The organism is Pseudomonas sp. UYIF39, assembly GCF_029963765.1.
GTDB lineage: Bacteria > Pseudomonadota > Gammaproteobacteria > Pseudomonadales > Pseudomonadaceae > Aquipseudomonas.
The window spans coordinates 168,019-192,314 of sequence record NZ_JALBYU010000002.1 but is presented as its reverse complement, the minus strand read 5'-3'; the positions used below and the strand labels follow the sequence as shown (position 1 = coordinate 192,314).

The following is a 24,296-nucleotide window of genomic DNA, read 5'->3' as shown; positions in this document are numbered from 1 at the left end:
CAGAGCATCGCTCTTCCTTAGACCAAGCATTAGTTTTCCAATACCTTGTATGGGGTATTGCTGATGAAGATATTCAACAAGCTCGTTCTAGGACTGGAAAGTTCCAACTTGAACTTTTTGCTAGACTTATCAAGTGTTATGAAAACAACACCCACGGTTTTCTCATCTTCATCAGCGCTCATATCCAGCTCCAACTCTGAGAAAAGAGGCGTTCGGTATACCTGATCAGGATTATTCAAATCAGTGAAGCGCAGGTACACGGAGTCCCGAGGAGTCAAAAGCGAGCTAGCAGGAACAGATTCGATAAGATATTGCCCAGACGGGCTCTTCTTCGAAACGTCCGATGCGCGACCTACGATGCCAGCCAAAATGATTGCAACGGCGATGATCAAGCTGACCAACAAGGCGGCCAAGCTTATGAAATACTTATGTAACGTTTTCATCTAGTAAATATCTCAATGGGGGTTGCGGTCACGCCTTCATACTGAATGTCCGAATACACCCGAAAATCGCCACCCTTTTTACTGAGGTCGCGATAGTCTCGAAAGTCGCTATTTTGTACGAGCATATAATGTTTACCTTCCAGCTCGCGGTATCGACGTACAGCTTCGCCTTTCTGCTGCGCGCTTTGCTGCCCTCTAGTTTCCTGATATTTCGACTCAGCCATAACAGTGGTCATTTCGGCAGCCAATTTCGCGTTTGCTTTCGCGCCTTCAACGGGATCCGTGACTAACTTATCAAAATTCCAGTAACCCAGAACCTGACTATAAAAAACAGTTCCATCATTGAAATCGTAGGCGTCTTCGATATAAAAGCCTAGCCGGGAAGGTATAAAAACAATGTTCTTATCCGTCACAACGACCATACCTTCAGCGATGACGCGCATATTGAAGTTTGCAAGCGCCGCTCGAAGTTCGTTGACCTCATCAGAGCCCGCCTGCTCAAATTCGACTACTTTATTATTTGAGTAACCAAATCTTTCAGCAGCGCTGGCCACACCGTTAAACGCCACTGGATATTGTCCTGGCGCTTTGCCGGAGAATGCTCGACGTATTCTACTTTTTATCAGATCGATCCCGCGCGGACTGTTCCAGGTAGCCCCTAGATGCGTGATCGCTGCCTTTGCGCGCTCGAACCCGGTGACCCAACTCATTTTAACGATGGACTCTTCGATATATTCTGCGGGCGCAAAAACCTCATGCCGTTTTACCGCACCATCCATCCCACCGCCTTCAATTGGCCATGGCTTACCAATGAGCCAATGGTTCATTAGAGCAGCAGCAACAGGCCAGTTTATTTTTTTCATTGTGTTCGGAATATCAGTGATCTTGAACTGGCGCGCAGTCGCAGACTGTCCGACTTTATTACTTGCCGGAGTCATGGTCGTTGCCACTGTTGTTGCTGCCATTTTCATATCCCTCTGATAGATATCCAGTGCCCGACTGTTGTTGGCTCTCAAAAGCAAGTAACTAAGCGAGTACAACTCTGGTTTGGGGTTCAATGACCAACTCAACCGCCTCGGCAGTAGCCGAAAAAACCTTTTGCGTTTTGCCGTCCGCCCCCGTCACACCGTTGATGATTTTCCCCGATGCGGTTTTAAGCGTGTATTCCACCCCGGCGAGCGGCTTACCGGTTTCTTGACAATTGATTACAAAATGCTCGTTGAACGGCCACTGAATCTCCACCGGCAACGGCGCCACAAACGGCACCGCCGAATGCGAATTTCCGATAATTACCGTCCCGGACCCAGCCGTAACCTTGTTGCCATGCGTCCCAACGGAATCAACCGTTGCGGCCGGTTTGCCGTTGATCAAAACCGTCGTCGCCAACCCGCCCGACATCGCACCACCACACGCCGAGGCATCGCCTTGGCGGGCGGCCGCGAGGCCGTCGAAGAAGACGTCGCCGGAACCGGCAGCAATCGGGTTGGTGCCGTGGCCGGGGAGCGGGCAAGCGGTAGGGTCGGATACGCGGGCTGCGGGTTTGCCGGACATACGAATCTCCTTAGTTGACCTTGACTTGACCGCTGCCATCCAGGCGCGCGGCGAAACTGACCTGGCGCTTGAAACCATCAACTTCCAGCAGGCCTTCGATGCTGAAGGACAGGCGAAGCTGATCGTGGTCACGCGGCAGGGAAATGACACGCACATTGCTCAGGCGTGGCTCGTAGGCTTCGATGAAATTTTCGATGGCCAGACGGGCCTGACTCAGGGAGTCGTGCAGGCTCAGACGCATGTCATTGAGATCGGGTAACCCGTAATCGGACAGCGTTTGCACGCTGCCCGCACGGGTGCTGAGCATCTTGGCCAGATGGGCAGCCACGGACGCCATGGCGGAAACCTCGCGGCTCCAGCCGACGCGTTTGTCCGCGTCGCCACCCAGGCGTTCGAAAAGGCTGCCGTATCCAGTCATGAGTTAGGCTCCGCTTACTCTTTGTCCAGCTTGCCAACCAGCGACAGGGTGAAATCGGCACCCATGTACTTGAAGTGCGGGCGCACGTTCAGGCTGACGCGGTACCAGCCAGGCTCGCCTTCGACATCGCTGACGATGATCTGGGCAGCGCGCAGTGGACGACGGCCACGCACTTCGGCGCTTGGGTTTTCCTGGTCGGCCACGTACTGGCGAATCCACTTGTTGAGTTCCAGCTCGAGGTCGGTACGTTCTTTCCACGAACCGAGTTGCTCGCGCTGCAGCACTTTCAAGTAGTGAGCCAGGCGGTTGACGATCATCATGTACGGCAGTTGGGTGCCGAGCTTGTAGTTCAGCTCTGCAGCCTTGCCTTCTGCGCTGATGCCGAAGAACTTCGGCTTCTGCACCGAGCTGGCGGAGAAGAACGCCGCGTTGTCGGAGCCTTTGCGCATGGTCAGGGAGATGAAGCCTTCCTCGGCCAGTTCGTATTCACGACGGTCGCTAACCAGAACCTCGGTAGGAATCTTGGTTTCGATTTCGCCCATGCTTTCGAAATGGTGCAACGGCAGGTCTTCAACCGCGCCACCGCTCTGCGGGCCGATGATGTTCGGGCACCAGCGGAATTTGGCGAAGCTGTCGGTCAGCTTGGTGCCGAACGCGTAGGCGGTGTTGCCCCACAGGTAGTGCTCGTGGCTGTTGGCGACGGTTTCTTTGTACACGAACGATTTGACCGGGTTTTCTTCCGGGTCGTACGGGTTACGCAGCAGGAAACGCGGCACAGTCAGGCCAACGTAGCGGGAGTCTTCCGACTGGCGGAAGCTCTGCCATTTGGCGAATTGCGGGCCTTCGAAGTGATCCTTCAGATCCTTCAGGTCCGGCAGACCGGTGAAGCTTTCCAGGCCGAAGAATTTCGGGCCGGCCGCTGCAATGAACGGTGCGTGCGACATGCAGGCAACGCTGGACACGTACTGCATCAGTTTCACGTCCGGCGAGCTTGGGGACATGAAGTAGTTGGCGATGATCGCGCCAACCGGCTGACCACCGAACTGACCGTATTCAGCGGTGTAGATGTGCTTGTACAGGCCCGACTGCGTCACTTCCGGCGAATCTTCGAAATCGTCCAGCAGGTCGTCTTTGGAGACGTTGAGGATTTCGATTTTGATGTTTTCGCGGAAATTGGTGCGGTCGACCAGCAACTGCAGACCACGCCACGACGATTCCAGGGACTGGAAAGACGGGTGGTGCAGGATTTCGTCCATCTGGCGGCTGAGCTTGGCATCGATCTCGGCGATCATGCGGTCAACCATGGCCTTCTTGACTGGCTCACCGTTGTTCTGCGGCTTGAGCAGCTCTTCGATGAAGGCCGACACACCGCGTTTGGCGATGTCGTAGGCTTCGTCGTCCGGCGTCAGGCGGGTTTCGGCGATGATGCTGTCGAGAATGCTGTATTCGCCGTTCTCTTTGCTCTTTTGCTGTGCTGCGCTAGTGCTCATTGTGTTGGCTTCCTTGGCTGATGGAGGACTCAAGCGTCCTGGGCTGCGGCGTTCAAGCCCAGCTCACCCAATACGCGACCGCGGGATTCGTCGTCGGCGAGAACGCCTTCGATGGCTTTGCGGAACGCAGGCGCGTTACCCAGCGGACCTTTGAGGGCCACCAGCGCGTCGCGCAGTTCCATCAGTTTTTTCAGCTCAGGCACTTGCTCGACCAGGCTGGCCGGGTTGAAGTCCTTCATCGAGTTGACGCGCAGTTGCACGCCCAGCTCTTCAGTGCTGCCTTCTTCCTGAAGGCGGTTCGGCACGTTCAACGTCAGGGTCAGCTCTTGCTTGGCCAGCACTTCGTCGAAGGTCATCTTGTCGATGCTGATCGGCTTGCGATCTTCGACTTTACGTTCGTCCTTGCGGTGGGTGTAGTCACCGATTGCCAGTAGTTTCAACGGCAGTTCAATCTCTTCCTGAGCACCACCGGTGGCAGGTTTGAAAGTGACGTTGATGCGTTCCTTGGGGGCTACCGAGCCTTCTTTGGCCATGGCTATTCTCCTTGCGGTTGTGGCCCTGGGGCCTATTCGAGTACCACTTCGAGATCGAGGTGGCACAGCCTGCGATAAATCTCTTCCTTGCGTTCACGTACGGCATGGTTCTGCGGTAACAACTCGCAGCAGCTATGCAGTAAATGCAGCACTTCCAGCGCAAGATCGGGCTCCCAGGCGTTCAGGCCTGAGTCCTGTAATGTTTGGTCCAGCGTTTCGAGTTGGGTCCTGGCCAGTTCGTATTTCTTGGCCTTGAAGCACAGCCGCGCGAGGGCGAACTGCCAGAAGAACCGGGCACGTCCGCCTTGGGCGCTTTGCAGGCCTTGCTTGAGGATCTGCACGGCGGCCTTGAGGCCGTCCTTGCGCAGGATCGGCAAGACTTCTTCCAGGGCCACTTCCCAGGCCGGCTGGCTGTCGGCGACTTCGACCTTGCGCGGCGCACTGGCGCTTTGCAGGTGCGGCATGACGTGGGCGCTGACCCAGGCGCGGGTGGCCGGATCGGCAAACGGGGCGCCGTCATGGAATCGCAATTCGATGATGCCGGGCAGGCGCTGAATCAAAAGCGCGAAGTGGATCTCCACTTCGCGCATTGCCATCTCGGCGTTGAGCCCCTGGAGGCACTCCCAAACCATTCGCTGGCCATCGAACCAGAACGGCGCCTTCGCCAGGCTCGCCTCCAGTTCCACCAGCAGATCGGCGTATTTGGCCTGGTCGTAACGGTCTTGGTAGGCCTTCAACTTGTCGGCCGGCAAGCCGCGCAGAACGGTGATCTGCTCGGCATTGCGCTCGGGCACCGCATCGATGGGCAACCACAACAGTGTGCGATTGAGGCGCAAGGCGCGCAGGTCGGTGGCTTTCTGCTTGAGCCACCAGGCACACAGCGGACGGGCGTTTTCCTGCTGGGCGCGCAGGGCCTTGTGGGCTTCTTTCTCGTTATCGATCGGTGCGCCGGGGGTGAACAGTTGCGTGGCAGCCTGTTTGACCTGGGCCACCGCCGCGCCGACGACGCCAGGTTCCGGCTGGTTGTCAGCGGCACGCTGGACCATGTTTTTCAAGCGGCGGGAAATCGGCAGCAGCAGCGGAGCGTCATCCCCCAAATGCTCGGTGCAAGCGGCATCGAGACCTTCAAGGTGTTCGACCAGCCGCCGGAACATCGGCAACTGCTCTTTGATCGCGACGTTTTCGGTCAGCACCTGCTCAAGACGCGGTACCAACCAACTGATGGCAGCGGAGCGGGTGCGGGCCTTGTTCGGGTGGACTTCGGCCCAGTGGTTTTCGCACAGGTGGTGCAGAAGTCCGAGGCCGGCCAGCAGCCCCTGAAAGGATTCGCGCTGGTACAGAGCCCAGGTCAGCCAGGCGCCAACCCGCAAATCCTTGGACTGGGTGCGCAGCAGGTTTTCACTGTTTTCGCGGATTTTCAGCCAGTCGATCTGACCGCTTTCGTGCATGGATTGGGCTTTGCCCAGCTCGCTTTCCAATGCCTCATATTCGCTCGAAAAGCGAACGTCCTCGCCCGCGAAATTCTCTTTGGAAACAGAGGTTTTTGCGAGTTCGAGGTAATGAGCGGAAAGTTTGCTTGAGTAGGACATCCATGGCCTTTAATTAGGATTACAGTCATACGCCCATTGGAGTTCCAATGACGCGGGGACAGAATCAAAGAGCTGCGATGAGTCTCATCCAATTGAGTTCGTGCTCTTTCAAGTGCGCGCATCGTACTCACGATGATGGCCACTAGCAAGCATCTGATTAAACAACAAGACGAAGTGTGTTTTTATCTCGTAGGAGATGTCCCTATATGTAGCAGGGGAATCCCTGAGATTGGTTTAATTGTTCATTGTGCGACCAGCTGGCTGGAAACCGTTGAGATAGAGCCTTCCGACTCTTTCACCTTAATAAATGCCGTATTCATTGTCGATTCGCTCCCTGAGGCGGATGCGAATCATGCCAAAAATACAAAATGATAAATGTAGGAGCATTCCGAAATGTTACCGATATCCATGAATTAAACGGCGAGCGACAAAAGCCAATAAGAAAAGTGCCATCATTGTGATGGCATTTTTATGTTTCAAACAAAGTTCCAAAATGGAACTTTCGGTATCGCGGAAATTTCATACCGGGCTTCAAGACCCCTCCTACATCAATACTTTGGATGCCTTGTTAGCGTGCAGGGCATTTTGGCGACCTGCTCGGGCCAGGCATGACTTGGGCGTCGCGATTTTTCTCTCTCAGCTTAAGGACGAGCTAAAGTAGCAAAAGGATAAGCGCGTGTTCGCATCTGCTAATGCCCCTCAATTCACCCTCGTAATCCCGACGGTGCGCAACGACTTTAAAGTGCTGGCCTTTGAAGGCACTGAAACCATCAGCGCGTTGTACTCAATCAGCGTCGATCTGGTCAGCGAGTACCCGGATATCGATCTGGAGACACTGCTTCACCAACCTGCATTTCTGCAATTCGGCCTGGACGGCGAAGGTATTCACGGACACATCGAAGGTGTGTCCGCAGGTGATGCTGGTAAACGCCTGACCCGCTATCGCGTGAACCTGGTGCCGGCACTGCATTATTTGCAGTTCAGCCAGGATCAGAGAATTTTCCAGGGTCAGACGGTGCCGCAAATCATCGATCAGGTCCTCAAGGGGCACGGCATTCAGGCCGATGCCTTTACCTTCCACGTCAAAACAAGTCCCGCGCGCGAATACTGCACTCAATACCGGGAAAATGATTTGGAGTTCGTCCAGCGGCTCTGCGCCGAGGAAGGCATTACGTGGCATCACCAGCATTCCCTGGAAGGCCATGTGCTGGTGTTTACCGATGACCAGACATACTTCCCCAAACTGGGCGAAACGCCGTATCAGCAAGACTCCGGCATGGTGGCAGAGCATCCGGTCGTCAGCCAGTTTTCCATGGGTTTCAAAACCCGCCCCAGCGTGGTGACCCGCCGTGACTACGACCTGAAACGTCCGAACGCGTTGCTGGAAAGTCGCTTTACTGCTGAGTTCGACCCCAAGCTCGAAGACTATAGTTACCCGCTGACATTAGAGAGCGAAAAGCGCGGCAAAGAACTTGCCCGGCAGGCACTGGAACGGCACCGAGTCGATTATCAGTTGGCGGAAGGCAAAAGCGACCAGCCCACGCTGCGCAGCGGCCACTTTTTCGACCTGACGAAATGCCCACACGAAACGCACAACGATCTATGGCTGCTGCTAAGCGTGACCCACTCCGGGAAGCAGCCTCAAGTGCTCCAGGAGTTCGCCACCAGTGCGACCGAACCTGAGGAAGGCTTTGTTCAGGGCTACCGCAACAGCTTCAGTGCAATTCCCTGGGATGTGTTTTATCGGCCACCGATGCCGGCACCAAGGCTCCTGCTGAATTGCCAGACCGCCCGCGTCACCGGGCCTGTCGGTGAGGAGATTTACTGCGACGAATACGGTCGCGTGAAAGTCAAATTTTTCTGGGACCGGTCTGAACGCAACAACGAAAACAGCAGTTGCTGGCTGCGGGTAGCGTCCAGCTGGGCGGGCGATAACTTTGGCACGGTGATCATTCCGCGTATCGGGATGGAAGTCCTCGTTACCTACCTCGAGGGCAATCCCGATAATCCATTGATAACCGGTTGCCTGATCAACAAGGTCACGCCGCCGCCCTACTCATTGCCTGAAAATAAAACCAAAACCGTACTTCGAACCCACAGCTCCCCCACTACGGGTGGCTACAACGAACTGTCGATGGACGATCGCGCTGGCGATGAGTTGATCTACCTGCGTGCTCAGCGGGATATGGAACAGAAGGTTGAGAACGACAGCCGGATTGAGGTGGGTAATAAGAGTCGAGTCACCATCAAGGGCGACCGTATTACGGTGCTGGGATCTGAAGAGCACCTCACTATCACGTCGGATCGAAAAATCCAGGTCAGCGGCAACGACTACCTGCATGTCTCTGGGGACAGCCACACAAAATCGGAGAAAACGCTGGTTATCGAAGCCGGTCAGCACATGCACATCAAGGCAGGCGCGCACCTTGTGATAGATGCGGGTGAGAGCCTTTCCATAAAGGTCGGCGATCAACACATCGTGCTCAACTCCGACGGTATTTTCAGTAGTAGCGCGATTGAGGTCGGCGGTTCTCCAACGCCGGGTACGGCTGCACATACATTACTGCAGGGGGCTGCGGCGGGCTTGTTGGTGTCCGTCGCGCCTGAGCCATCAAAAGAAAATGAATCGGATGAGCTGGAGGAAGAGGAGGAAGAAGTCGAAGAGGAAGGGATTACTTTGCGGATTGGCGTGTTTTTTGATGGCACCGGGAACAACCGATCCAACAGTGAGATGGTTGCTGGGTGCTATGCGCGAGATGTGAATCTGCTGGAGGAGGCTGAGGATATTCGGCAGTTTTGTCAGGCTAATGGGTATGACGGTTTGGGGAGCACGCCGGAGAGCAGCTATGGGAATGATACGAGTAATGTGGCGAAGCTGTATGAGCTGTACACCAATGACAGTCAGCGGCTCTTGGCTGATGACGAAACCATAGGGTACATCCCCGTTTATCTGGATGGCATCGGTACTAGCAGTGGCGAAGGGGATTCACCTTTTTCACTGGCAACCGGCATCGGTGCCCAAGGTGTATTGGAAAGAGTTAAGCAAAGCCCGGCAAGTATCTTTAGTGAAATTCGTCTATTCGAATTGGCAAACCCCAACCGGAAAGTTGAGTCTGTCGAGTTTGATATCTTCGGCTTCAGTCGCGGCGCCGCTGCCGCACGGCACTTTGCCAATGAAGTATCGAAAGGAGAACAAAATCCATTGGCAGAGTTATTGCCAAGCGACTCTTCACTGTTCATCGAAAATTTTGCCTGGCGCGCCAACACCGACGTCTCCATAAACTTTATCGGCATCTTCGATACCGCTGCCGCCGTCGCTAGCATTACCGACGGCGACTTGAGCGTCCATGACGCCATAAACCCCGGCGTCAACTTGTTTCTAGCGCCCGATATCGCAAAAAAAGTTGTGCATTTGGTGGCAGGGGATGAGCGTCGCCACAACTTCTCGCTCAACAGCGCCGGCACCGCCGATATCGTGCTCCCCGGCGTCCACTCTGACCTGGGTGGCGGGTATCTACCGAACATCATTGAACGAGTTCTGCTCAGTAAGCCGCGCTGTAGCCGCGACGAAGATCTTTACGTGCCTTCTACAGCGTCAACTGCCTATCGCTGGGCTGAGCAAGAACTGGGTCGCCTTCAGGATCAGCTCAATCTGTATGGGCTGACACTGAAGGTGAAAACTTGGGCGGTGGAGATGACTAGCAACGCAAAAGGCGACAGATCCAAATCGAAAAATGTCTATGCAGCGATCCACAGCGAGCGGACTGTGCGCAACGATCTGGCGTTGGTTTACCTGCGAATCATGCGCGAGTTGGGGGCCAGGCACGACGTCCCGTTCATGGTTATTGACGATGCGGATCAAAAGTACGCGTTACCAGAGGAGTTGAAACCGATTGCCGAAAAACTGATGGCTTATGCGCTGGGTGACACCCGGCGCGCGAGCTTGAGCCTTGACGAAGAGGAGTTGCTCTTTCGCCGTTACATACATCTGTCTGCCAATTGGAATGCTGCCAAGGGCTGGAACGAGAGCGATCTGAACATCGTGTTTATCGATCGACCCGCCGAAAACTATGTACGCGTGGTACATCCCCATGAGTAAGCGCCCATGGATGCTCAAATTAGGCTTTGTGCTGCTGATCCCACTGTTGGGCGGATGTGCCTTTGGCGAACACAGATCATTGCCCTATGACGATTGGAGCCTCAGATTTTTTTCACCCGACTACATGGAGGTCTGGATCGAAACGGCGGATGTCGTTGATATCAAGGAGCGTGTATTTCGAGGTGCGGGTAGCGGGGTTCCCGCGACTGGTTATCCCCGAGGGCTAAGTAAAGGCATACCAACCCGTTTTAGGGGTGATGCAAAAGGATGGTTTAAAAATCCGACAGGAAAAGGTCGGTTCGTAAGGGGTGCTGACCTTCCACGTTTGGTCTACGTACGCTGGCAGTCCATGGCCGAACCGCAGACTTATGAAGCGTACATAGAGATCCCCGAATCGGCGCGCAAAACCATGCTCCAGGGTGAAAGAACCTTTTGTCGTGCGGACGGTAAATGGATAACGGATTATCGAGACATGGTGGTAGTGGGCCTGGCGCCAGGAGGAATCGCCAAGGTATGGCTTGGCGGCCAATGCCTATTGTCGACCGAAGCCATCCGTGTCCAAGGCACGATCAGTTCCAAAGGCCCCTACGGGGGCACGTCCAATGGAAAACATCGGCCGCTTTCAGAAGAGTCCAAAGCCTATATCGAAAAGTTCGGAATCCCCTATGGGAGTTGGTAAGGAGTGCCAATACTTCCGAAGGTTAAACACCATCCGACAGCTATTGCTTCTGACATCATGTTTATCAATCGGCCCGCGGAGTACCAAGAGCGCGTTATGCATCCCAATGCGTAAGCGCTCATCCCCGCTTAAGGCCGGCCTTGCGCTGCTATTTGTGTTGTTGGGAGGATGTGCCTCTTACGGGAGTAGATCCTTACCTTACGACGCTTGGAGCCTCAATTTTTTTGCGCCCGACTATATGGAGGTTTGGATTGAAACCGCTGACGTCGTGGATATCAATGCACATGTGTTTCGGGGCGCTGGTAGAGGAATACCCTCGACTGGTTATCCCCGAGGGCTAAGTAAAGGTATACCGGCTCACTTCAAGGGTGATGCAAAAGGATGGTTTAAAGATCCGGGAGGAAAAGGTCGATATGTAACGGGGGCTGACCTGCCTCGTTTGGTTTATGTGCGCTGGCAGTCCATGGCAGAACCGCAGACCTACGAGGCCTACATCGAGATCCCCCAATCTGCGCGGAACACCATGCTCAAGGGTGAAACAGCTTATTGCGGTGCGGTAGGCAAATGGAAAACCGATTACCGAAAGTTTTTGACTATCGACCTGGCGCCAGGAGGAGTCGCCAAAGTGTGGTTGGGTGGGGCCTGTCTTCAATCGACCGAAGTCACCCGAGTCCAAGGCACGATCAGTCCCAAAGGCCCCTACGGGGGCACGTCCAATGGAAAACATCGGCCGCTTTCAGAGGAGTCCAAAGCCTACATCGACAAATTCGGCATTCCCTATGGAAGTTGGTAGGGAGCGCCAAGATTTTCGATGGCTAAACACCGCTTGACCATGCTTGTTTAAAAGCCTTGTAGGTAACGTCGTGAAAGCTACAACACCTTGCGTCGTTGCCTACGGCTACGCCAGAATCCGCCGGCTTGTGCGCCTTGGGGGCGGTCGGTAACTTGGTTCCTGTCACTGCCCATCAGTGATCGGGTTTAGTCGCTCGCTGGTAATTGAAGATGCACAAGCTTCTGTCAGACAGGTATTTCCTACCTGCATTTGATGGTGGCTGTGCGTAGGGCACCTTCGGGTGCGCCGGCTTCTTCAATTCCCCGGTCCGACTAACCTGCGTACAGCTGCCACCCCTTCGTTTAGTCGGCGAAGTGTTGTCAGCATCATTCAAGGAATTGAAGATCATGTTCAAGGTCACACCCAACCCACCCGATACCGATCCCGTCTCCCCCTACGAAAGCCCCGATTCAAACAAACTCAACGAAGCCGCCGAGCGCGCCCTCGGCCATCACTTCCCGCCAGCCGACCCCAAACCACCAAAACGCAACGGCCAGCTCTTCCGCGTCTGCCCGGACATCAACCCTGAAACCCTTCTCGCCAATGCCTCGGAAGATTTGCTGTCCATCAGCGCCATCGCCGCGAACCTCGCCGACGACGTGGACGGTTCCCGCCGTTCCGTAGCCTTAGCGCTCAGCCGCATGGCTGACGGCGTGCATTTGATGGTGGAGCGAACGCTGGATCATCTGGATGAGCCGGAGATGGCAGCGATACTCGCCAAGCAGTCGTAGACCCTGAGTGCACGTTGAGCCTGACGCATCGCATTTTCTGATTTTACGACTGCTGCGCAGCCGAACGCAGGCTTCGCCAGCTGCTACACGGATCGCGTCTTGGCTTAACTGATTGGCGTTACCCTCGCCCCATAAAAAAATGGGCACCCAACCTCGTTGGCGTGCCCATTTTTTATCCCGCTCACCCGGCTACGCGGGAAGTCGGTGCGTGTTACGGATTAACGCTGTCTTTCAACGATTTGCCTGGCTTGAACGCAACAGTGTTGCTGGCCTTGATTTTGACGGGCTCACCGGTTTGCGGGTTTTTGCCGGTGCGGGCACCGCGGTGGCGTTGCAGGAAGGTACCGAAGCCCACCAGCGTGACGCTGTCCTTGCGGTGCAGAGCGCCGGTGATTTCTTCGAGAACGGCGTTGAGAACGCGGTTGGCCTGTTCTTTGGTGAGGTCTGCTTTTTCAGCAATTGCAGCGGCGAGTTCTGGTTTACGCATTAGTGAAGCCCCTTTGACGGTTTTTTGTTGTTATGTCCGTGCTGTTCTCGTTGGAACAGCGCCCAAAGCGCCGCAGGTGCTCTACTCTGCGGCAGACGGGAGTGAGGATGGCACGCAGCGAAGAGCCGCGCCAGTCTCGGCGCGACCTTTGTAAGGGCAAAAGAGGGGTGATTCCGACAGAACGACCGGTATTTACGCCAGCAATGCCGGAAGTTCTTTGTTCAGGGCCAGTTTTTCCATCACCGCCGCGCCTGTCAGGGCATAACCCAGCAGTTTGCCGCTGGCATCGCGGCACAATACCTTGATGTCCGCGCCCTGCCCTTCGACCGTCCAGACGCCCTCCAAACCCCGTGGCGGCGGTGAAACCACCAATGGGCAGACTGGCGTTTTTACGGTGATGGGCATCGGGCCATAACTTACCGCCGTCGGGTTTCCGGCGAGGGTCTGGGCCAGCGCTCTCGCACAGCTCATGAGGGGCATGACGTACAACAGATTCAGCCCATCGACTTCGGCGCAGTCGCCCAAGGCATAGATATTGGCGTGGGAGGTTTTCAGGTGGCGATCGACCACCACACCGCGATTGACCTGCACACCGGCCGCCGCCGCCAGGTCGATGCGCGGACGCAGACCAATGGCCGACACCACCACGTCGCAAGGGATCACCTGGCCATCGGACAGATGCGCTTCCAGTCCGTCAGCAACGCGCTGCAAGCGATTGAGCACCGGCCCAAGGTGGAAGCGTGCGCCCAGGCTTTCCAGCCCGGCCTGGACCGCAGCGGCCGCCGCCGGGTGCAACAGGGTCGGCATCACCTGCTCGCACGGTGCAACCAGTTGCACCTCGTAGCCGCCAAGGATCAGGTCGTTGGCGAACTCGCAGCCAATCAGGCCGGCGCCGAGCAACAACACCCGACGTTTGCCGGCCGCAGCCGCGCGAAAACGTGCGTAGTCTTCCAGATCGTTGATCGGGAAGACTGCGTCAGCCGCGTCGCCTTCAATTGGCACTCGCACGGTTTCTGCGCCCCAGGCGAGGATCAGGTCACGGTAAAACACCGCTTCCTCACCGATCCACAAGCGCTTGTGGCCAGGGTCGATGCCACTGATGCGCGTGTGAGTACGCACTTCGGCCTTCAACTGCTCGGCCATGGTGCCGGGTTCGGCCATGCTCAGGCCGTCGGCGTCTTTGTTTTTGCCGAAGCCGGTGGAGAGCATCGGCTTGGAGTAGGAGCGTCCGTCATCTGCAGTAATCAGCAGCAGCGGGGTTTCGCCATCGAGTTTGCGAAACTCCCGGGCCAGGTTGTAGCCAGCTAGCCCGGTGCCGACGATCACGACAGGTGCGTTCATTCCTTACTCCTCTAATGTCTTAGTTGATTTCGATCATTTCGAAATCCATCTTGCCCACGCCGCAGTCCGGGCACAGCCAGTCTTCCGGCACGTCTTGCCACAGCGTGCCCGGCGCAATGCCGTCGTCCGGCCAGCCGTCGGCTTCGTTATAAATCAGGCCGCAGACCACACATTGCCACTTTTTCATTCACGTACATCCTCAAGATTCAGGCTTTTGCCGGCGCGAACGGTCGATGATTGGAGCGCTGCCGTCCGGCTCAGCGCGTTTTGTACTGATCGGGCCCGGCAGATGCAAGCCTGTTCGACGCAATGGCCGGCCGGATCAATCAAAATCGCCGGCTGACATGGTAAGCTCGCCGCCTCATTTGCTGCCAATAATGACTCACTGTGCCGCACTCAAAATTCCCCGCCGTGCCCCCCCTTTGGCTCCCTCGCAGCCAACTGACGCCCCTCCCCGACACGTCTACCCTCGACTGGCTGTTCGATGAAGGCTCTTTGACCCGACGGCTGATCCGTTTGTCGAATGACGGCTTCAGCGTCACGCCACTCTTCGAAGGCTGGCAATCACTGCGCGCCGACGAATGCGCCGCCCTGGACCTGGCCGAAGGCAGCGAGGGCTGGGTTCGCGAGGTGTATCTGCGCGGCCACGGCGAAGCCTGGGTGTTTGCCCGCAGCGTGGCGGCGCGTAGCGCGTTGCAGGGCGACGGTCTGCACATGGACGAGTTGGGCAGCCGCTCCCTGGGGGAATTGCTGTTTTGCGATCAAGCGTTCCAGCGCCGCGCTATCGAGGTTTGTCACTATCCTCAGGAGTGGCTGCCGATGGAGTCCCAGGCACCTGAACTGTGGGGCCGCCGTTCGCGTTTCGACCGCGGCGCCTTGAGTGTGCTGGTGGCGGAAATTTTCTTGCCGACCTTGTGGAACGCCACCCGCGCCCATCCGGAGAATTGCTGATGTACCAGAGCCTGCTCAAGTCCCTGAATCGCTTAAATCCACGGGCTTGGGATTTCATTCAGCTGACCCGCATGGACAAACCGATCGGCATTTACCTGCTGCTGTGGCCGACGCTGTGGGCTCTGTGGATTGCAGGTAAAGGTTCGCCGTCGCTGGCCAACGTGGTGATTTTCGTCCTGGGCGTGGTGCTGACCCGCGCCGGCGGCTGCGTGATCAACGATTGGGCAGACCGCAAGGTCGACGGCCACGTGAAACGCACCGAACAGCGGCCGTTGGTCAGCGGCAAGATCAGTTCCAAAGAAGCCCTGATGTTCTTCGCGCTGCTGATGGGCGTGAGTTTCCTGTTGGTGCTATGCACCAATGCGGCCACAGTCTGGCTGTCGTTCGGCGGTTTGGCACTGGCCTTCACTTACCCGTTCATGAAGCGCTACACCTATTACCCGCAAGTGGTGCTGGGCGCGGCGTTCTCCTGGGGGATGCCGATGGCGTTCACCGCCGAAACCGGTGAACTGCCGGCGGCGGCGTGGTTGCTGTGGATCGCCAACCTGCTGTGGACGGTGGGCTACGACACCTACTACGCCATGACCGACCGCGACGATGACTTGAAGATCGGTGTGAAATCCACGGCGATTCTTTTTGGCGACGCGGACCGGGTGATCATCCTGACCCTGCAAGGGTTGGCGCTGGGTTGTCTGCTGCTGGCCGGGTCGAAATTCGAGCTCGGTGGCTGGTTCCACTTGGGATTGCTGGCGGCGGCGGGCTGTTTTGCGTGGGAGTTCTGGTACACCCGCGGCAAGGACCGGATGCGCTGCTTCCAGGCGTTTCTGCACAACCACTGGGCCGGGTTGGCAATTTTTGTCGGGATTGTGCTGGATTACGCGCTGCGCTGAGGTTATGAAGCGCAAAGATCGCAGCCCGCAACAGCTCCTGATGTTTACAAGGAGCTGCCGCAGGCTGCGATCTTTTTACGGCTTCAGCGAATCACTTACTTGTGCTCGCGCATCACGTGCCACACGTCTTTCATGCCGTCACCTTTCATTTCTCCGGGCTTTTCGTCCTTCATAAAGGTGTACAGCGGCTTACCGTCGTAAGCGTATTGCATCATGCCGTCATCACGCTTGATGACGCTCCATTTGCCTTCGGCCTTGGCACCCGCCGGGGCCATCATCGGTGGCCAGTTCTTGGCACAATCACCGTTACACATAGACTTGCCGCCAGCGTCCTTGTCGAACGTGTACACCGTCATACCCTTATGATCGACCATCATCCCGTCTTTCATCATTGCAGGCTCAGCCGCGAAGGCCATTGATGGCAAAGCCATGACCGCAGTCAGCATCAAAGCTTTAAAGGATTGCGAGTATTGCTTCATGGAAACCTTCCTTTTGTGGTTGTCAGGATTCGGAATTAGAGTTTAGTTCAGGATCACAACAATCGCCGGGCGACTAAAATACTGTCACACGACTGCAATAATTCCGTTATCTAATGCGGCGCAAGACAGTTAAATGACAAGAGGATTAAAGGCATGGTTGGCAGGAGCATCCTGATCGTCGACGACGAAGCGCCCATTCGCGAAATGATCGCCGTTGCGTTGGAAATGGCCGGCTATGACTGCATAGAGGCTGAGAACTCACAACAGGCCCACGCCATCATCGTCGACCGCAAGCCGGACCTGATCCTGCTCGACTGGATGCTGCCCGGCACGTCCGGCATCGAGTTGGCCCGACGCCTCAAGCGCGATGAGCTGACCGGGGACATCCCGATCATCATGCTCACCGCCAAGGGAGAAGAGGACAACAAGATCCAGGGCCTGGAAGTCGGCGCCGATGACTACATCACCAAGCCTTTTTCCCCACGCGAGCTGGTCGCGCGCCTGAAAGCAGTGCTGCGCCGTGCCGGTCCAACCGATGGCGAGACACCGATCGAAGTCGGCGGCCTGCTGCTGGACCCGATCAGCCACCGTGTGACCATCGACGGCAAGCCCGCCGAGATGGGCCCGACCGAATACCGCCTGCTGCAATTCTTCATGACCCACCAGGAACGTGCCTACACCCGTGGCCAGTTGCTGGATCAGGTTTGGGGCGGCAACGTCTATGTCGAAGAACGCACCGTCGACGTGCACATCCGTCGCCTGCGCAAAGCCCTCGGTGAGGCGTACGAAAATCTGGTACAAACCGTGCGCGGCACCGGCTACCGGTTTTCTACCAAAGCCTGATCCGGATCTTTCCCGCCCGACAAGCTGACAAGGACGCGCGTTCAAGTGAACCAAAACTGGCATGGCACCCTGATCCGCCACATGCTTTTGCTGGTGACCGGTTGCCTGGTGATCGGCCTGATTACCGGCTACTACGGCTGGAGCCTCGCCGCGGGCCTGGGCCTTTACCTGGCCTGGACCCTCAAGCAACTGCTGCGACTGCACGAATGGCTGCGCCTGCACAAATCCGATGAGGCACCGCCCGATGGCTATGGCCTGTGGGGCGAAGTGTTCGACAGCATCTACCACCTGCAACGCCGCGACCAACGAGTACGCGGGCGCCTGCAAGCGGTGATCGACCGTGTTCAGGAATCCACCGCTGCGCTGAAAGATGCAGTGATCATGCTCGACAGCGACGGCAACCTCGAATGGTGGAACCGCGCCGCCGAAACCCTGCTCGGCCTCAAGACCCCGCAAGACAGCGGCCAACCGGTCACCAACCTCGTCCGCCATCCGCGCTTCAAGGAATACTTCGAGCAGGACAGTTACGCCGAGCCGCTGGAAATCCCTTCACCGATCAACGATCGCCTACGCATTCAGCTGTACATCACCCGCTACGGCAACAATGAACACCTGATGCTGGTGCGCGACGTGACGCGCATCCATCAACTGGAACAAATGCGCAAAGACTTCATCGCCAACGTCTCCCATGAACTGCGCACGCCGCTGACGGTGATCTGCGGTTATCTGGAAACCCTGCTCGACAACGTCGAGGACGTGAACCCGCGCTGGACCCGTGCCTTACAGCAAATGCAGCAGCAAGGTGCGCGCATGCAGACGTTGCTCAACGACTTGCTGCTGCTGGCCAAACTGGAAGCCACCGATTACCCGTCGGACAACCAGCCGGTGGCCATCGACGGCTTGCTGCAATCGATCAAGAGCGACGCTCAGCAACTGTCCGCCCAGCGCAATCAGAAGATCACCCTGGAAGCCGACCCGACGATTCTGCTCAAGGGCAGCGAAGCCGAATTGCGCAGTGCGTTTTCCAATCTGGTGTTCAACGCGGTGAAATACACCCCGGCCGAAGGCAATATCCGCATTCGCTGGTGGGGTGATGAGCAAGGCGCACACTTGAGCGTGCAGGACTCCGGCATCGGTATCGACAGCAAACACCTGCCGCGTCTGACCGAACGCTTCTACCGTGTCGATTCGAGCCGAAACTCCAACACTGGAGGTACGGGCCTGGGGCTGGCGATCGTCAAACACGTGTTGCTGCGACATCGCGCACGGATGGAAATCAGCAGCGTGCCGGGGCATGGCAGCACGTTTACCTGCCATTTTGCGCCGGCTCAGGTCACCAAATCCCGGGTCATCAGCGCCACCGACTGATACCGGCCGGCACGCGCCTCTAGGCAATCGATCAGTCAGCCGCTACATTGGCTGACTTGTGCCTGCCCTTCAGGCACCGCATTCCCCCATTTTTTGAATACACGGAACCCGCAAAACTCCATCATGGACCCTTCCCCTGGCTTGACCCTCGCGACTCTCTTCGCCGATTTCGGCATGATTCTTTTTGCTCTGATCCTGGTTTTGCTCAACGGATTTTTCGTTGCGGCCGAATTTGCCATGGTCAAATTGCGCTCGACCCGGGTCGAAGCCATCGCTGAAAAAAACGGCTGGCGCGGACACATTCTGCGCACCGTTCACAGTCAGCTCGATGCGTACCTCTCGGCGTGCCAATTGGGTATCACGCTTGCGTCCCTTGGACTTGGCTGGGTCGGTGAGCCGGCGTTCGCGCACATCCTCGAACCAATCCTTGAAGCCGTCGGCGTGCAGTCGGCCGAAGTGGTCAAAGGCGTGTCGTTCTTCGCCGCGTTCTTCGTCATCTCGTACCTGCACATCGTGGTCGGTGAGCTGGCCCCGAAATCCTGGGCCATCCGCAAACCCGAGCTGCTGTCGCTTTGGACTGCCGTGCCGCTGTACCTGTTTTACTGGGCGATGTACCCGGCCATTTACCTGCTCAACGCCAGCGCCAACACGATCCTGCGGATCGCCGGCCAAGGTGAACCCGGCCCTCATCACGAGCACCATTACAGCCGTGAAGAACTGAAACTGATCCTGCACTCCAGCCGTGGCCAGGACCCGAGCGACCAAGGCATGCGCGTTTTGGCCTCGGCGGTGGAAATGGGCGAGCTGGAAGTGGTCGACTGGGCCAACTCCCGGGAAGACCTGGTGACGCTGGAGTTCAACGCGCCGCTGAAGGAAATCCTGGCGATGTTCCGTCGCCACAAGTTCAGCCGTTATCCGGTGTACGACAGCGATCGTCAGGAGTTCGTCGGCCTGCTGCACATCAAGGATCTGCTGCTGGAGCTAGCGGCCCTGGACCACATTCCCGAGTCGTTCAACCTCGCCGAACTGACCCGGCCGCTGGAGCGGGTTTCGCGCCATTTGCCGCTGTCGCAGTTGCTGGAACAGTTCCGCAAAGGCGGCTCGCACTTCGCCCTGGTCGAGGAAGCCGATGGCAACATCATCGGCTACCTGACCATGGAAGACGTGCTGGAAGTGTTGGTCGGCGACATTCAGGACGAACACCGCAAGGCTGAGCGCGGGATCCTCGCGTACCAGCCGGGCAAGCTGCTGGTGCGCGGCGACACGCCGCTGTTCAAGGTCGAGCGCCTGCTGGGCATCGACTTGGACCACATCGAAGCCGAAACCCTCGCCGGGCTGGTCTACGAAACCCTGAAACGGGTGCCGGAAGAGGAAGAAGTACTGGAAGTCGAAGGCTTGCGGATCATCATCAAGAAGATGAAAGGGCCGAAGATCATTCTGGCCAAGGTGTTGATGCTGGATTGATTGCAGCACGAGTGGTCAGCGGGCTTTTGTGGTGAGGGGATTTATCCCCGTTGGGTCGCGAAGCGACCCCGCTTTAACTAGAAGCTTTGGGGCGGCTTCGCCGTCCAACGGGGATAAATCCCCTCGCCACAATTAATCCCCATCACCTTCACTGCTTGCCGAGCGCAAAGTTCGGCAGGCTGCCTACCGGTTGATTGAACTGGTACGGGATCGACACCAGCCCCAACCCGGTATTGCGCTGCACCACGAAATGCAGGTGTGGCCCGCTGCTGTTGCCGGTATTGCCCGACAAGGCCAGCGGACTCCCCACCGACACCCGTTGCCCCTCGCGAACGCTCACCGAACCTTGCTTGAGGTGCAGATACACGCCCATCGTCCCGTCATCGTGCAGCACCCGCACGAAATTACCCGACGGATCGGTGCCGCGCCCGGTCTGGGCATTCTCGGTTTTCACCACCACACCGCCTCGCGCCGCGATGATCGGCGTGCCTTCGGGCATGGCGATGTCCATGGCGTAACGGTTCTTGGGACCGAAGTGGCTGTATTGACCGTTGGCGCCCTGACTCAGCCGAAACGGTCCACCGCGCCAGGGCAACGGGTATCGATAGGCCATGGCGGCCCCTGAGGGGTCGCCCAGGGAGTATTCAAATTTTGGGGTATACGCGAGTGGACTTTCGGGCTGCGTGGCCGTGAGCAGCGCCAGACGAATACTGCTGCGCGCCGGCATCACCCGGCGAATCGGTCGGCTTGGCGCACCACTGACGTTCTTCAGCCCGCCGAAGCTCAACTCGATTTCTACCGGCGCATACAGGTCATTGCGCACGTAAACGCTGTCCACGCCCTTCTTCTTCGTGATGACGAGGTACACCTGACGCTCAAGATTCTCGACCATGCGATCACGAAAAACGAACACCTTGGAGCCTGTCGTGGGGCGGTCGCTGTAGGAGACCACGCCATTGGCGTCGGTGGACTTGTAGATCGTCATGGCCATCGCCGAGGTGGAGGCCATGAAAAGACCGCAGAAAAACAGCAGGCGCGCGAGCATGGGCAAGATTCTGTCGAGTGAGGCCTGGGTAGGAGCCTAGCAGCTGCAATGGACCCGGGTAGTCGGCAGATGTTTCAAAATGGGCAGTTCAGCGGATGTGTGGTGAATTCGAAGGCCTCATCGCGAGCAAGCTCGCTCCCACATTGGTATGCATTTCAAATGTGGGAGCGAGCTTGCTCGCGATGGTGGCCTGTCAGGCGACGAAGATTACGCGCCCGGTATGAAATGCTTCTGCGCCGTACCACGTGCTATCAATCGGGAGATGTAGTCGAGCTTCTGCGCATCCTGGTCGACAAAGCGGAAGGTCAGTTGCAGCCAATCGCTGTCGGGCTTTGGCTCGTGGGCGACGATGGCGTGCAGGTAGCCGTTCAGACGAGCGGTTTCGGCGTTATCGCCCTGCTCCAGGTCGAGCACTGCGCTGTCGAGCACTTGCGGCAGGGCATCGGTGCGCTTCACCACCAGCAGTGCTTCCTTGAGACTCAAGGCCTTGATCACACATTGCTGAATGCCGTTCGGCAGGCGCAGTTGGCCCTGGCCACGACCGCCCGTTAGCGCTGCGGAGGACGCTGGAGGCTTGATCGGCGGGCTGTTGAGCAGACCGCGAGACGCAGCGGCTGCCGGGGCCGGCGCGGCGGCGACAGGTTTGGCGAACGGGTTGACCGGCGCCGCTGCAGGCGCGACCACGGCAGCCTTGCCGCCCGTCAATGCGCTCAGGGAATCGTTGCCGAACGCCGAGTTCATTTTGGTCGGCGCGCTGTTCATCAAGGTGTCGAGCTTGCCGACCTTGTTCAGGGCCTGCTTGACCTTGGTCAGCAGTTGCTCGTTGGTGAACGGCTTGCTCACGTAGCCGGAAACCCCGGCCTGAATCGCCTGGACGACGTTCTCTTTATCGCCCCGGCTGGTCACCATCACGAACGGCATGGTCTTGAGGTTGTCCTGCTCGCGGCACCAGGTCAGCAGCTCCAGGCCGGACATTTCCGGCATTTCCCAGTCACACAGGACCAGGTCGAACGCTTCCCGTGCCAGCAAAGCCTGAGCCTTTTTGCCGTTGACCGCGTCTTCGATCCGCATCCCCGGGAAGTAGTTGCGCAAGCACTTCTTCACCAGGTCACGAATGAACGACGCGTCGTCCACGACCAACACACTGACCTTACTCATCCATCACCCCTTTAAAAAATCCCGGCAAGCATACCGCTTTGCTGATGGCACATTGCCAAAAACCTTCAGTCACGCCGGGACTTTTCGTTCGCGGGTGCTGCTTTCGAATTCATCGACCACAAACAAAAACGCCCGGCCAAAAGGCCGGGCGCTTTTCTCAGGCAATCTTACTTATCGTCAGCTCTGCCCGGAACATTAGCGGTTTCGCCACTTGTGCCTTCAACTTCTTCTTTCATGCGCTTGAGGCCCAGGTGCCGCACGTCGGTGCCGCGCACCAGGTAAATCACCAGCTCCGAGATATTGCGTGCGTGGTCGCCGATCCGCTCCAGCGAACGCAGCACCCAAATGATGCTCAAGACCCGCGTGATAGAGCGCGGGTCTTCCATCATGTAGGTGGCAAGTTCACGCAGGGCGGTCTTGTATTCGCGGTCGATGATCTTGTCGTACTGCGCCACCGACAACGCCAGGTCGGCGTCGAAGCGGGCAAACGCGTCCAGCGCATCGCGAACCATGTTGCGGACCTGGTCGCCGATGTGGCGAACCTCGACGTAACCCCGCGGAGCTTCGCCTTCCTCGCACAACTGGATGGCGCGACGGGCGATCTTGGTCGCTTCGTCACCGATACGCTCAAGGTCGATCACCGACTTGGAGATGCTGATGATCAGACGCAAGTCCGACGCCGCAGGCTGTCGACGGGCCAGAATGCGCAGGCATTCTTCGTCGATGTTGCGTTCCATCTGGTTGATCTGGTCGTCGATCTCGCGAACCTGCTGGGCCAGACCGGAGTCGGCCTCGATCAGCGCGGTTACCGCGTCGTTGACCTGCTTTTCCACCAGCCCGCCCATGGCCAGGAGGTGGCTGCGCACTTCCTCGAGCTCAGCGTTGAACTGCGCAGAGATGTGATGGGTAAGGCCTTCTTTGCTAATCATGTTGGCGTCCTTGGAGCGTCCGGTAAGGTGCGGTGGACCGCAGCGTCAGTTCAGTGAGCAACAACAGCTTCCTAGCCGTAGCGACCCGTGATGTAGTCTTCAGTCTGCTTCTTCGCCGGATTGGTGAACAGGGTGTCGGTGTCGCCGAATTCCACCAGTTTGCCCATGTACATGAACGCCGTGTAGTCGGAAACCCGCGCGGCCTGTTGCATGTTGTGGGTCACGATGACGATGGTGAACTTCGATTTCAGTTCGTAGATCAGCTCTTCGACTTTCAGCGTGGAGATCGGGTCGAGTGCCGAGCACGGTTCGTCGAGCAACAGCACTTCAGGTTCCACGGCGATGGTGCGGGCGATCACCAGACGTTGTTGCTGACCACCGGACAGGCCAAGTGCCGACTCGTGCAGACGGTCTTTGACTTCGTCCCACAGCGCTGCGCCTTTCAACGCCCACTCGACGGCTTCGTCGAGGATGCGCTTCTTGTTGATGCCCTGGATGCGCAGGCCGTAAACCACGTTTTCATAAATGGTTTTCGGGAATGGGTTGGGCTTCTGGAACACCATGCCGACCCGGCGACGCAGCTCGGCCACGTCTTCGCCTTTACGGTAGATGTTGTTGCCGTAGAGGTTGATCTCGCCTTCGACACGGCAGCCATCCACCAGGTCGTTCATACGGTTGAAGGTGCGCAGCAGCGTGGACTTGCCGCAGCCGGACGGGCCGATGAAGGCCGTCACGCGCTGTTTCGGGATGTTCATGCTGACGTCGAACAGCGCTTGTTTGTCGCCATAAAACAGGCTCAGGCCCGGCACTTCAATGGCCACAGTTTCCTGTTCAAGACTCAGGCTCTGTTTGTCGCGGCCCAGGGCAGACATGTTGATGCCGTGGGTATGTGCTTCGTGCTGCATGGGAGGCTCCCTGTGCTAACAAATTCGGTTCAGTGAGCGGCTGGCATTGAGGCCAGCAGCCCATTCAATTT

At 57.4% G+C, this 24,296-nt stretch carries 24 protein-coding genes; 9 read left to right on the top strand and 15 right to left on the bottom strand.

The window, feature by feature from the left end; translation table 11 throughout:
• Window positions 1-29: 29 nt before the first annotated feature.
• The 7 genes from MO767_RS03835 to tssA form a co-directional block, all read right to left on the bottom strand.
• Window positions 30-443 (bottom strand): hypothetical protein, encoded by a 414-nt coding sequence (locus tag MO767_RS03835; protein ID WP_129439937.1) that lies wholly within the window; start codon window positions 441-443, stop codon window positions 30-32.
• Window positions 440-1,408 (bottom strand): DUF6402 family protein, encoded by a 969-nt coding sequence (locus MO767_RS03830; RefSeq protein ID WP_282479470.1) that lies wholly within the window; start codon window positions 1,406-1,408, stop codon window positions 440-442. The genes MO767_RS03835 and MO767_RS03830 overlap by 4 nt, the downstream gene beginning before the upstream one ends.
• A gap of 61 nt (window positions 1,409-1,469) precedes the next feature.
• Window positions 1,470-1,994 carry a PAAR domain-containing protein gene (locus tag MO767_RS03825; protein ID WP_282479469.1) on the bottom strand — a complete coding sequence of 175 codons (525 nt, stop codon included), beginning with the start codon at window positions 1,992-1,994 and terminating at the stop codon, window positions 1,470-1,472.
• Window positions 1,995-2,004: 10 nt separating this feature from the next.
• Window positions 2,005-2,412 (bottom strand): type VI secretion system baseplate subunit TssE, encoded by a 408-nt coding sequence (gene tssE / locus MO767_RS03820; RefSeq protein ID WP_008150080.1) that lies wholly within the window; start codon window positions 2,410-2,412, stop codon window positions 2,005-2,007.
• A gap of 14 nt (window positions 2,413-2,426) precedes the next feature.
• Complete coding sequence (gene tssC, locus MO767_RS03815) at window positions 2,427-3,902, bottom strand: type VI secretion system contractile sheath large subunit (RefSeq protein ID WP_282479468.1); 1,476 nt, start codon at window positions 3,900-3,902, stop codon at window positions 2,427-2,429.
• 29 nt (window positions 3,903-3,931) lie between these two features.
• The gene (tssB, locus tag MO767_RS03810) at window positions 3,932-4,435 is read right to left on the bottom strand and encodes a type VI secretion system contractile sheath small subunit (RefSeq protein ID WP_008150078.1); all 504 of its coding nucleotides are present in this window, start codon (window positions 4,433-4,435) and stop codon (window positions 3,932-3,934) included.
• Between the two features lie 32 nt (window positions 4,436-4,467).
• Entirely contained in the window at window positions 4,468-6,024 is a 1,557-nt protein-coding gene (gene tssA, locus MO767_RS03805) for a type VI secretion system protein TssA (RefSeq protein ID WP_282479467.1), read from the bottom strand.
• Between the two features lie 676 nt (window positions 6,025-6,700).
• On the opposite strand from tssA, the gene tssI reads away from it, so the two are divergent.
• The 4 genes from tssI to MO767_RS03785 all read left to right on the top strand — a co-directional run bounded on the left by tssI (window position 6,701) and on the right by MO767_RS03785 (window position 12,365).
• A complete protein-coding gene (gene tssI / locus MO767_RS03800) occupies window positions 6,701-10,123 on the top strand; it encodes a type VI secretion system tip protein TssI/VgrG (RefSeq protein WP_282479466.1) in 3,423 nt (1,140 codons plus the stop codon).
• The gene (locus MO767_RS03795; protein WP_129439927.1) at window positions 10,116-10,802 is read left to right on the top strand and encodes a DUF2931 family protein; all 687 of its coding nucleotides are present in this window, start codon (window positions 10,116-10,118) and stop codon (window positions 10,800-10,802) included. Before tssI ends, MO767_RS03795 begins: the two co-directional genes overlap by 8 nt.
• 106 nt (window positions 10,803-10,908) lie before the next feature.
• Window positions 10,909-11,595 carry a DUF2931 family protein gene (locus MO767_RS03790; RefSeq protein ID WP_282479465.1) on the top strand — a complete coding sequence of 229 codons (687 nt, stop codon included), beginning with the start codon at window positions 10,909-10,911 and terminating at the stop codon, window positions 11,593-11,595.
• Window positions 11,596-11,981: 386 nt separating this feature from the next.
• Entirely contained in the window at window positions 11,982-12,365 is a 384-nt protein-coding gene (locus MO767_RS03785) for a DUF6124 family protein (protein ID WP_282479464.1), read from the top strand.
• Window positions 12,366-12,576: 211 nt separating this feature from the next.
• On the opposite strand, the gene MO767_RS03780 is transcribed toward MO767_RS03785, so the two are convergent.
• The 3 genes from MO767_RS03780 to MO767_RS03770 all read right to left on the bottom strand — a co-directional run bounded on the left by MO767_RS03780 (window position 12,577) and on the right by MO767_RS03770 (window position 14,380).
• A complete protein-coding gene (locus MO767_RS03780) occupies window positions 12,577-12,852 on the bottom strand; it encodes an HU family DNA-binding protein (RefSeq protein WP_003213368.1) in 276 nt (91 codons plus the stop codon).
• A gap of 192 nt (window positions 12,853-13,044) precedes the next feature.
• On the bottom strand, window positions 13,045-14,193 hold the full coding sequence (locus MO767_RS03775; protein WP_046045007.1) for an FAD-dependent oxidoreductase: 1,149 nt from the start codon (window positions 14,191-14,193) through the stop codon (window positions 13,045-13,047).
• A gap of 19 nt (window positions 14,194-14,212) precedes the next feature.
• On the bottom strand, window positions 14,213-14,380 hold the full coding sequence (locus MO767_RS03770; RefSeq protein ID WP_007954349.1) for a rubredoxin: 168 nt from the start codon (window positions 14,378-14,380) through the stop codon (window positions 14,213-14,215).
• 200 nt (window positions 14,381-14,580) lie between these two features.
• On the opposite strand from MO767_RS03770, the gene MO767_RS03765 reads away from it, so the two are divergent.
• The gene (locus MO767_RS03765; protein ID WP_282479463.1) at window positions 14,581-15,144 is read left to right on the top strand and encodes a chorismate lyase; all 564 of its coding nucleotides are present in this window, start codon (window positions 14,581-14,583) and stop codon (window positions 15,142-15,144) included.
• Entirely contained in the window at window positions 15,144-16,034 is an 891-nt protein-coding gene (gene ubiA, locus MO767_RS03760; protein WP_282479462.1) for a 4-hydroxybenzoate octaprenyltransferase, read from the top strand. Before MO767_RS03765 ends, ubiA begins: the two co-directional genes overlap by 1 nt.
• 95 nt (window positions 16,035-16,129) lie before the next feature.
• Here ubiA and MO767_RS03755 read toward each other — a convergent pair whose 3' ends face one another.
• The gene (locus MO767_RS03755) at window positions 16,130-16,513 is read right to left on the bottom strand and encodes a hypothetical protein (protein ID WP_282479461.1); all 384 of its coding nucleotides are present in this window, start codon (window positions 16,511-16,513) and stop codon (window positions 16,130-16,132) included.
• Between the two features lie 153 nt (window positions 16,514-16,666).
• On the opposite strand from MO767_RS03755, the gene phoB reads away from it, so the two are divergent.
• From phoB to MO767_RS03740, 3 genes are all read left to right on the top strand, one after another.
• Window positions 16,667-17,356, top strand: coding sequence for a phosphate regulon transcriptional regulator PhoB (gene phoB, locus MO767_RS03750; protein ID WP_282479460.1), 690 nt, complete (start codon window positions 16,667-16,669; stop codon window positions 17,354-17,356).
• Window positions 17,357-17,437: 81 nt separating this feature from the next.
• Entirely contained in the window at window positions 17,438-18,724 is a 1,287-nt protein-coding gene (gene phoR / locus MO767_RS03745; RefSeq protein ID WP_282479618.1) for a phosphate regulon sensor histidine kinase PhoR, read from the top strand.
• A 123-nt stretch (window positions 18,725-18,847) separates the two neighbouring features.
• Window positions 18,848-20,188: a hemolysin family protein gene (locus MO767_RS03740; RefSeq protein WP_282479459.1), complete on the top strand. Its 1,341-nt coding sequence runs from the start codon at window positions 18,848-18,850 to the stop codon at window positions 20,186-20,188.
• Between the two features lie 148 nt (window positions 20,189-20,336).
• Here MO767_RS03740 and MO767_RS03735 read toward each other — a convergent pair whose 3' ends face one another.
• The 4 genes from MO767_RS03735 to pstB all read right to left on the bottom strand — a co-directional run bounded on the left by MO767_RS03735 (window position 20,337) and on the right by pstB (window position 24,225).
• Window positions 20,337-21,233: a peptidoglycan DD-metalloendopeptidase family protein gene (locus tag MO767_RS03735; protein WP_282479458.1), complete on the bottom strand. Its 897-nt coding sequence runs from the start codon at window positions 21,231-21,233 to the stop codon at window positions 20,337-20,339.
• Window positions 21,234-21,440: 207 nt separating this feature from the next.
• Complete coding sequence (locus MO767_RS03730; RefSeq protein WP_282479457.1) at window positions 21,441-22,391, bottom strand: response regulator; 951 nt, start codon at window positions 22,389-22,391, stop codon at window positions 21,441-21,443.
• Between the two features lie 167 nt (window positions 22,392-22,558).
• Window positions 22,559-23,320, bottom strand: coding sequence for a phosphate signaling complex protein PhoU (gene phoU / locus MO767_RS03725; protein ID WP_282479456.1), 762 nt, complete (start codon window positions 23,318-23,320; stop codon window positions 22,559-22,561).
• Window positions 23,321-23,391: 71 nt separating this feature from the next.
• Window positions 23,392-24,225: a phosphate ABC transporter ATP-binding protein PstB gene (gene pstB / locus MO767_RS03720; RefSeq protein WP_129439902.1), complete on the bottom strand. Its 834-nt coding sequence runs from the start codon at window positions 24,223-24,225 to the stop codon at window positions 23,392-23,394.
• Window positions 24,226-24,296 lie beyond the last annotated feature (71 nt).

Bases quoted from the DNA above. Each gene is read 5' to 3' on its own strand.
- MO767_RS03755 (WP_282479461.1), bottom strand. From the start codon at position 16,513: ATGAAGCAATACTCGCAATCCTTTAAAGCTTTGATGCTGACTGCGGTC.
- phoU (WP_282479456.1), bottom strand. From the start codon at position 23,320: ATGATTAGCAAAGAAGGCCTTACCCATCACATCTCTGCGCAGTTCAAC.
- MO767_RS03785 (WP_282479464.1), top strand. From the start codon at position 11,982: ATGTTCAAGGTCACACCCAACCCACCCGATACCGATCCCGTCTCCCCC.
- MO767_RS03830 (WP_282479470.1), bottom strand. From the start codon at position 1,408: ATGGCAGCAACAACAGTGGCAACGACCATGACTCCGGCAAGTAATAAA.
- MO767_RS03740 (WP_282479459.1), top strand. From the start codon at position 18,848: ATGGACCCTTCCCCTGGCTTGACCCTCGCGACTCTCTTCGCCGATTTC.
- MO767_RS03735 (WP_282479458.1), bottom strand. From the start codon at position 21,233: ATGCTCGCGCGCCTGCTGTTTTTCTGCGGTCTTTTCATGGCCTCCACC.
- MO767_RS03825 (WP_282479469.1), bottom strand. From the start codon at position 1,994: ATGTCCGGCAAACCCGCAGCCCGCGTATCCGACCCTACCGCTTGCCCG.
- MO767_RS03770 (WP_007954349.1), bottom strand. From the start codon at position 14,380: ATGAAAAAGTGGCAATGTGTGGTCTGCGGCCTGATTTATAACGAAGCC.
- ubiA (WP_282479462.1), top strand. From the start codon at position 15,144: ATGTACCAGAGCCTGCTCAAGTCCCTGAATCGCTTAAATCCACGGGCT.
- MO767_RS03730 (WP_282479457.1), bottom strand. From the start codon at position 22,391: ATGAGTAAGGTCAGTGTGTTGGTCGTGGACGACGCGTCGTTCATTCGT.
- phoB (WP_282479460.1), top strand. From the start codon at position 16,667: ATGGTTGGCAGGAGCATCCTGATCGTCGACGACGAAGCGCCCATTCGC.
- phoR (WP_282479618.1), top strand. From the start codon at position 17,438: ATGCTTTTGCTGGTGACCGGTTGCCTGGTGATCGGCCTGATTACCGGC.
- MO767_RS03780 (WP_003213368.1), bottom strand. From the start codon at position 12,852: ATGCGTAAACCAGAACTCGCCGCTGCAATTGCTGAAAAAGCAGACCTC.
- MO767_RS03790 (WP_282479465.1), top strand. From the start codon at position 10,909: ATGCGTAAGCGCTCATCCCCGCTTAAGGCCGGCCTTGCGCTGCTATTT.
- pstB (WP_129439902.1), bottom strand. From the start codon at position 24,225: ATGCAGCACGAAGCACATACCCACGGCATCAACATGTCTGCCCTGGGC.
- tssB (WP_008150078.1), bottom strand. From the start codon at position 4,435: ATGGCCAAAGAAGGCTCGGTAGCCCCCAAGGAACGCATCAACGTCACT.
- tssC (WP_282479468.1), bottom strand. From the start codon at position 3,902: ATGAGCACTAGCGCAGCACAGCAAAAGAGCAAAGAGAACGGCGAATAC.
- MO767_RS03795 (WP_129439927.1), top strand. From the start codon at position 10,116: ATGAGTAAGCGCCCATGGATGCTCAAATTAGGCTTTGTGCTGCTGATC.
- tssE (WP_008150080.1), bottom strand. From the start codon at position 2,412: ATGACTGGATACGGCAGCCTTTTCGAACGCCTGGGTGGCGACGCGGAC.
- MO767_RS03835 (WP_129439937.1), bottom strand. From the start codon at position 443: ATGAAAACGTTACATAAGTATTTCATAAGCTTGGCCGCCTTGTTGGTC.
- MO767_RS03775 (WP_046045007.1), bottom strand. From the start codon at position 14,193: ATGAACGCACCTGTCGTGATCGTCGGCACCGGGCTAGCTGGCTACAAC.
- tssA (WP_282479467.1), bottom strand. From the start codon at position 6,024: ATGTCCTACTCAAGCAAACTTTCCGCTCATTACCTCGAACTCGCAAAA.